This window comes from Alkalilimnicola ehrlichii, assembly GCF_003399765.1.
Lineage (GTDB): Bacteria > Pseudomonadota > Gammaproteobacteria > Nitrococcales > AK92 > AK92.
Genome location: NZ_NFZV01000008.1, coordinates 200,795 through 206,794, shown reverse-complemented (window position 1 = coordinate 206,794; position 6,000 = coordinate 200,795). Strand labels below are relative to the sequence as shown.

Genomic DNA, 6,000 nt, shown 5'->3' with positions numbered 1-6,000 from the left:
GCCGCCGCGTACGCTCTCGTCCGCCGTGATCAGGGTGCGGCATTCGGCGTCTTGGATGCGATCCTTCAGCGCTTCGGGCGAGAAACCGCCGAATACCACTGAATGAACGGCCCCGATGCGCGTGCAGGCGAGCATGGCGACGGCCGCTTCCGGAATCATCGGCATGTAGATACAGACGCGATCGCCTTTTTTCACGCCGCGTGCTTTCAGCGCATTGGCAAAGCGGCAAACCTGTTCGTGGAGTTCGACGTAGCTGATGTGAAGGTCTTGATCGGGTTCGTCGCCTTCCCAGATTAAAGCCGTTTGCTCGCCGCGCGATTCCAGGTGACGGTCCAGGCAGTTGTAGCTGACGTTAAGCTTGCCGCCTTCGAACCAGCGTACCTGACCTTTGGCAAGATCGTTGTTCTCGACCCGATCCCAACGCTTAAACCAGGTCAGAAACTTCTCGGCCTGTTCGGCCCAAAAGGCATCCGGCTCGTCCAGGGAGCGGCTATATAGCGTGTTGTATTCGGCTTCCGATAAAAGTCCGTTTTGCTGAGAAACCACGGGCTGCAATAAGGTCTCGGGCATGTGCATTCTCCTCCATTAGTCCGGTTTCTTGGCCGTTCGCCGGTAGCGTCAGTCAATCCCTGACGCAAACCGGGGGCTGAATTTTTTGCCGGTGGAGAAGCGAAAACCGTGCCAGCGTTTAGCGCGGAGTAACTGGCTGATATATAGAGCCTTCCCGAGGTCGTTAATGGTGGCGATTGTTACGTTAGGTAACGGTTTGGGTCGTTTGGTAACGCCATTACTCAGTTGAGCCTCCCGCTTGACCGGGCTGCGTGGGTTTCGCTATTGGCGCGACCCGCGCTACATTCCTGCTTCAGGAAACGCTGAATGCCCCTTGCCCCTCCGGTTGTGCGGAGGTCGGAGAAACATGCGGGCGCCGGTACCGTTGTATTTACGCCAAGAGGCAGTTAAACGTTTGACTACGAAAAGAAATTATCAACACCCTAGTAATAGGCGTGCTGCTTGGCTGGCGAACTGGATCGCCAATCATCGGGCTCTACGTAATGCGAGACGTTGGCTTTGCAGCGTTTACCGTTTCCGGTCTTGGAGAGCGATGTTCGGGACATCGTGTACCTGAACTGGGTCGTGCCGCTAGCGCGCGTAGCCGCTTGGGTGCCGCCGGGTGTCGAGCTTAACGCCCGGGACGGGGAGACGATCCTGACCGTACTCAGCTACCGGCACGGGCATTTCGGGCCGAGGTTGCTCGGCCCGTTGCGGCGTATGTTTCCCTCGCCGTTACAAAGCAATTGGCGTTTTTATGTCTCATCGCTCCATGGCCGTGCCGTCGAGCAGCCCACGGTCCTTTTTATCAAAAATTATTTCGATAACGGGCTGTACGCGGTGGGTACCCGAACGGGTAGCGATGCGTTGCCCTCGGATCTGGCCGGAGTCTTTCGGCATGGCCGTAGCGGGCACGAGGTTTCTACCCGGCTCCAGCGCGATACGGACCGCCTAGAGTTCGAGAGTGAGGTGGTTATTTCCTCGCAGGGGCGGTTGCCGACGGCGTTCGCTCGCTTCTTCTCTAGCTGGGAAGAGGCCGTGGCTATGCTTAGCCTGCAAGACTCTGCCGTTGTTCAAACGCCGGATTTAGGATGTTTGGCACAAGCCGACATAGCGCTGCCCATCGACCAAGAATCGGTAGCGCCGCTTGCGGCGACGCATTACCTTCCCGGGCCACTCCTGCAAGCGCTGGGCGCGAGCGGCGAGCCGTTCTGCTTTTTTGTGCCGCATGTTAACTTTCAAGTGCTTTCGGAGCGCCTGCTGCCTGCTCGGTAGCGCGGCCATGAGCCCATAGCGAAGCCTGGGCGGTGTTATGATTGAAAATGTCGGCCGATGTTTGCGGGAGGAGCCTGCATGACGAAGCCCATTAAAGGTCGCGGTGCAGTGAGCAATCGCGCTTCCCGCTTCGACGAGATCAAGCGCGAGCGCGTCGACGACGGCTGGTATCAGGAAGAAGAAGCGCCGCCTCGAACCGAGGTGATGCCCGATAGCAACCGTTCGATCATCACTTACAATGAATCGCCCGATATTCCCTTCGACCGCTCGATCAACCCTTACAAAGGCTGCGAACACGCTTGTGCGTATTGCTATGCCAGGCCCAGCCACGCCTACCTCGGGCTGTCGCCCGGCCTCGACTTCGAGACTAAGCTGTTTGCGAAGTTCAAGGCGGCCGAGTTACTGCGTCAGGAGCTGGCTAAGCCCCGTTATCGCCCGGCGCCGATTTCGCTTGGCGCGAACACGGATCCATACCAGCCGGTCGAGCGTAAGCTCCGCATTACCCGCGCCGTTCTGCAGGTGTTGCACGATACCCGGCATCCGGTTGCCGTCATCACCAAGTCCGCATTGATCGAGCGCGACATCGATCTGTTGGCCCCGATGGCAGAGCGCAATCTTGCCCAAGCGGCCGTATCCGTCACCACCCTCAGCGCGGATTTATCGCGTCGTCTGGAGCCACGGGCGACCGCGCCTCACCGCCGGCTGCGTGCCATCAAAACGCTCGCCGAAGCGGGTATTCCGGTAACCGTCATGTTCGCGCCTGTGATTCCTGCCTTGAATGACGCCGAGATGGAGGATGTGCTCGGTGCGGCCCGAGAGGCAGGCGCCCGCAGCGCCGCTTTCGTGCTGCTGCGATTGCCGCGCGAGGTCAACGAGATTTTCGAAGAGTGGTTGGCTGTCCATGAGCCGGGTAAGGCTCAGCACGTGATGAGCCTGGTGCAACAGATGCGGGAAGGGCGTCATAACCAGTCGGAATTCGGCGCGCGGATGACCGGCAAGGGCTTGTTCGCCCAACTCCTCCAAAAGCGCTTCCGCCTCGCCTGTAGCCGTTTGGGGCTTAACCGGACCCGAAGCGAACTCGATTGCTCGCAGTTCCGACCGCCGCCGGTCGGTGGCCAACTTTCCCTTTTTTAGGGAGACACCGATTTCTTCCTTGCGGTCGCGGATGTCACATTCCGGCGCTCTGCGTCGTCTTGTCTGTGAACAGTGTTTAATACGAGGAGTTTCACGATGAGTAACCGACTGGACGCTTTTGCCGCCGCCCCCGATACGATGAACGCCATGCTCGCGTTGGAGGATCATGTGCGCCGCTGCGGTTTGGAATACAGCTTGATCGAACTGGTGAAAACCCGCGCTTCGCAGATCAATGGCTGTGCCTATTGTCTCCATATGCACACGCGCGATGCGCGCAAGGCGGGAGAGACGGAGACGCGGCTCTACCTGTTGCCGGCGTGGCGGGAGTCTTCGCTGTACACGCCTCGGGAGCGCGCCGCGCTTGCTTGGACGGAGGCACTCACGCACGTTGCCCGGGCACATCCTACGGACGAGGATTATCACTGGGTGCGCGAGCATTTCTCCGAAGCGGAGTTGGTAAAACTGACGCTGTTGATCGGTGCGATCAACATTTGGAATCGCATCGCCATTGGTTTCGGAACCGCTCACCCGCACGACGATGCCGTACAAGCCCTTGAGACCGATCCGACATGAGCGAGCAGGACACCACGGCCGCTAGCGTTTTCGACCGGCATCGTCCGCGGTTGCTCGGCTTGGCTTACCGGATGCTGGGTTCCGTTGCGGAGTCGGAGGATGTGGTGCAGGACGCTTATTTACGTTGGCGTCGCGTTGCCCATAGCTCGGTTGAGGAGCCGGAAGCTTACTTATCGGCTGTTGTCACGCGGCTTAGCCTGGATCGCCTAAAGGAAGCCCGCCGTCGGCGAGAAACCTATGTGGGGCCGTGGTTGCCGGAGCCTGTGACCGACGACTCGTTTGCTACAGCTGCGGACGACGGGCAATTGGCGGAGGATGTTTCCATTGCGCTAATGCTCGCGCTTGAGCGCTTATCGCCATTGGAGCGGGCAAGCTTTCTGCTGCATGACGTGTTTGAGCTGAGTTTCGATGAGATTGCCACGGCGCTCAGACGTAGCTCCGCCGCTTGTCGCAAGCTCGCCAGCCGGGCGCGTTCGCAGATACAGGAGGCACGGCCGCGTTTCGCGGTAACGACGGACGAAAGCCGCGCGTTGGCGGAAGCGTTTTTCAGGCCTCCCGCAGCGGCGATGTTGCCGGCTTAACGCAATTGTTGGCCGAAGCGGCCACCTTACATACCGATGGCGGCGGTAAGCGCCTCGCGGCGCTTAGGCCTATTCTCGGTGCGGATAAAATCTCCCGCTTCTTCGCGGGCCTGGCCCGAAAGCCTGACGGCAGCCGGCCACTTTGGTCGAAGCCGATGTTGGTGAACGGGCTTCCCGGTTGGCTAACCGTAGAGCGCGACGGCCTATTGCAAACCACCGCGCTCGAACTCGCCGAGGGCCGAATCGTCGCCATTTATATTGTCCGCAATCCCGAAAAACTTAGGCATCTCTGGCCGCTCGTGCCCGAGCCAATGCGTAAAGCGATGTGAAGAGCCAGAGAATAACGCCGTGTTTACTTTAAGGAGACCCCAAGGAATCAACCAGTGTCTCCTTAAGAGGAATAATCGTAATGAATCAGACTCATCCAGCCCAAGATCGGGCGTTTAGCTTGACGAACCGGCCGGGTTATACGATCCGTCCGCTAACGGTTACTCCCATGTCGCTACCGTCGAACCGGGAGCCCAGCTTATTTTTATCGCGGGCCAGGGCGGGGAGAATGAGCAAGGCGAACTGTCGGCCGAGTTCCGGCACCAGGTTAGGCAGGCGTTTGCCAACCTACGGACGGCGGTAAATGCCGCCGGTGCGAGCCTGACGGATATTGCCAAGCTCACCGTGTTAGTCGTGGATCACACGCAAGAGCGCTTGCATGTCTTCGGTGCCGAGCTTGAAAACGCGTGGGGGCCGGGCGCGAAGCCCACTTGCACGTTAATTCCCGTGCCGCGCCTTGCGTTGGACGGCATGTTATTCGAGATCGAAGCCGTCGCCGTGCGGCGCGTGTAGTAGAACCGTTAACGTAAGTTGAAACGATAAGAAGAAAAGGGCGGCGCGAGTTAAACGGACCAACAGGCCAATATCTCGGCAGGCCCTTTGGCTGCCGCCTTTTTCCGCAGGCCGCTAAGCGCCGTCGCGGGGCCTTACAACAGGCGCACGGCCAAGAACACCAGCACCATAGTCAGCCCAAAGGCCACTTTCGCCGCGGTTCCCAGAACGAGCCCAATGGTCGCGCCCCAGCCGGCGCGGCCGGCAGCGGCAAGATCCCAGCGCGCGGAAAGCTCGCCGAGCACGGCGCCGACGAATGGGCCGAGTAGCAGCCCCGGTAAGCCGAAGAATAGTCCTACCAAAGCACCTAAGGCAGCCCCCCAGACGGAGCGCGGCGACGCGCCGTAGCGCTTGGCGCCGAAGGCACCGGCAACGAAGTCCGCCAACGACGCTAATGCCGCCAGTATGCCGAGGATGATCAAGGTCTTCATGCCGACGAAGGCAAAGCCTTCCGCCCAGGCGGCCATCCATAAGCCGGCAAACAATAGTAGAGGGCCGGGCAAGGCCGGCAAGATCAGCCCGGCGAGGCCGACGGCGATGAGCAGGATAGCGCCCAGCCAGATGAGTACGGTGGTCATGAGGCTGGACTATAGCGTATGGCAACCGCGACCGAAAGGCGGTGGTCTGCCGGATCGGTCAGCGGTTGCCAAGGTCGAGGGTATTGGGCTTGCCGTTACCCTCGCGGCGCTTAATCCGATTTCACCTCGTGGATTTCATCCGGCAGCATCCCGTGTGCTTCTTTGTGTACCGCCGCGGCCGCTTCCGCGTTGGGCGCTTCGGACAGGCAGAAAACGGTGCCGTCTTTTTCGCTGAACCAGTAGTGCATGTAGTTGACGCCGTACTTGTCCTGTACTTCAAGATCGCGTTTATGCGCTTGGGCCGCCGTTTCCGGATTTAAGCCTTCTATCTTGCGATGGACATCCATGTAGAGTGGCATGTCGTTGCCCCTTTCGTTCGCTGCTGATAACACTCGCCGCGGCGGTTCGCGTTTGTAACTTATCGCGGTAGA

8 protein-coding genes and 1 pseudogene are annotated in these 6,000 nt (G+C 59.7%); 6 read left to right on the top strand and 3 right to left on the bottom strand.

Going from position 1 to position 6,000, the window contains the following annotated elements; translation table 11 throughout:
* On the bottom strand, positions 1–570 hold a 570-nt coding region (locus tag CAI21_RS10270), incomplete at its 3' end, for an AMP-binding protein (RefSeq protein ID WP_147305088.1).
* Positions 571–1,068: 498 nt separating this feature from the next.
* Here CAI21_RS10270 and CAI21_RS10265 point away from each other — a divergent pair.
* The 6 genes and pseudogenes from CAI21_RS10265 to CAI21_RS10245 all read left to right on the top strand — a co-directional run.
* A complete protein-coding gene (locus tag CAI21_RS10265) occupies positions 1,069–1,824 on the top strand; it encodes a DUF2071 domain-containing protein (protein WP_220347925.1) in 756 nt (251 codons plus the stop codon).
* Positions 1,825–1,902: 78 nt separating this feature from the next.
* Positions 1,903–2,958 (top strand): PA0069 family radical SAM protein, encoded by a 1,056-nt coding sequence (locus CAI21_RS10260; protein ID WP_116302196.1) that lies wholly within the window; start codon positions 1,903–1,905, stop codon positions 2,956–2,958.
* A 96-nt stretch (positions 2,959–3,054) separates the two neighbouring features.
* The gene (locus CAI21_RS10255) at positions 3,055–3,531 is read left to right on the top strand and encodes a carboxymuconolactone decarboxylase family protein (protein ID WP_116302195.1); all 477 of its coding nucleotides are present in this window, start codon (positions 3,055–3,057) and stop codon (positions 3,529–3,531) included.
* A complete protein-coding gene (locus tag CAI21_RS23820; RefSeq protein WP_220347922.1) occupies positions 3,528–4,112 on the top strand; it encodes a sigma-70 family RNA polymerase sigma factor in 585 nt (194 codons plus the stop codon). The genes CAI21_RS10255 and CAI21_RS23820 overlap by 4 nt, the downstream gene beginning before the upstream one ends.
* A gap of 5 nt (positions 4,113–4,117) precedes the next feature.
* Positions 4,118–4,441, top strand: coding sequence for a sigma-70 family RNA polymerase sigma factor family protein (locus tag CAI21_RS23815; RefSeq protein WP_220347920.1), 324 nt, complete (start codon positions 4,118–4,120; stop codon positions 4,439–4,441).
* Positions 4,442–4,601: 160 nt separating this feature from the next.
* Positions 4,602–4,952, top strand: a pseudogene (locus CAI21_RS10245) (RidA family protein); the annotation flags it as partial.
* 134 nt (positions 4,953–5,086) lie between these two features.
* On the opposite strand, the gene CAI21_RS10240 reads toward CAI21_RS10245, so the two are convergent.
* Together CAI21_RS10240 and CAI21_RS10235 are read right to left on the bottom strand one after the other, a co-directional pair.
* Positions 5,087–5,569, bottom strand: coding sequence for a DUF456 family protein (locus CAI21_RS10240; RefSeq protein ID WP_116302194.1), 483 nt, complete (start codon positions 5,567–5,569; stop codon positions 5,087–5,089).
* 110 nt (positions 5,570–5,679) lie between these two features.
* Positions 5,680–5,928, bottom strand: a complete 249-nt coding sequence (locus CAI21_RS10235) for a nickel-binding protein (protein ID WP_147305087.1) — start codon at positions 5,926–5,928, stop codon at positions 5,680–5,682.
* Between the last annotated feature and the right edge of the window lie 72 nt (positions 5,929–6,000).

Coding starts and splice junctions, on each gene's coding strand:
- CAI21_RS10260 (WP_116302196.1), top strand. CDS start 1,903: ATGACGAAGCCCATTAAAGGTCGCGGTGCAGTGAGCAATCGCGCTTCC.
- CAI21_RS10255 (WP_116302195.1), top strand. CDS start 3,055: ATGAGTAACCGACTGGACGCTTTTGCCGCCGCCCCCGATACGATGAAC.
- CAI21_RS23820 (WP_220347922.1), top strand. CDS start 3,528: ATGAGCGAGCAGGACACCACGGCCGCTAGCGTTTTCGACCGGCATCGT.
- CAI21_RS10240 (WP_116302194.1), bottom strand. CDS start 5,569: ATGACCACCGTACTCATCTGGCTGGGCGCTATCCTGCTCATCGCCGTC.
- CAI21_RS10235 (WP_147305087.1), bottom strand. CDS start 5,928: ATGCCACTCTACATGGATGTCCATCGCAAGATAGAAGGCTTAAATCCG.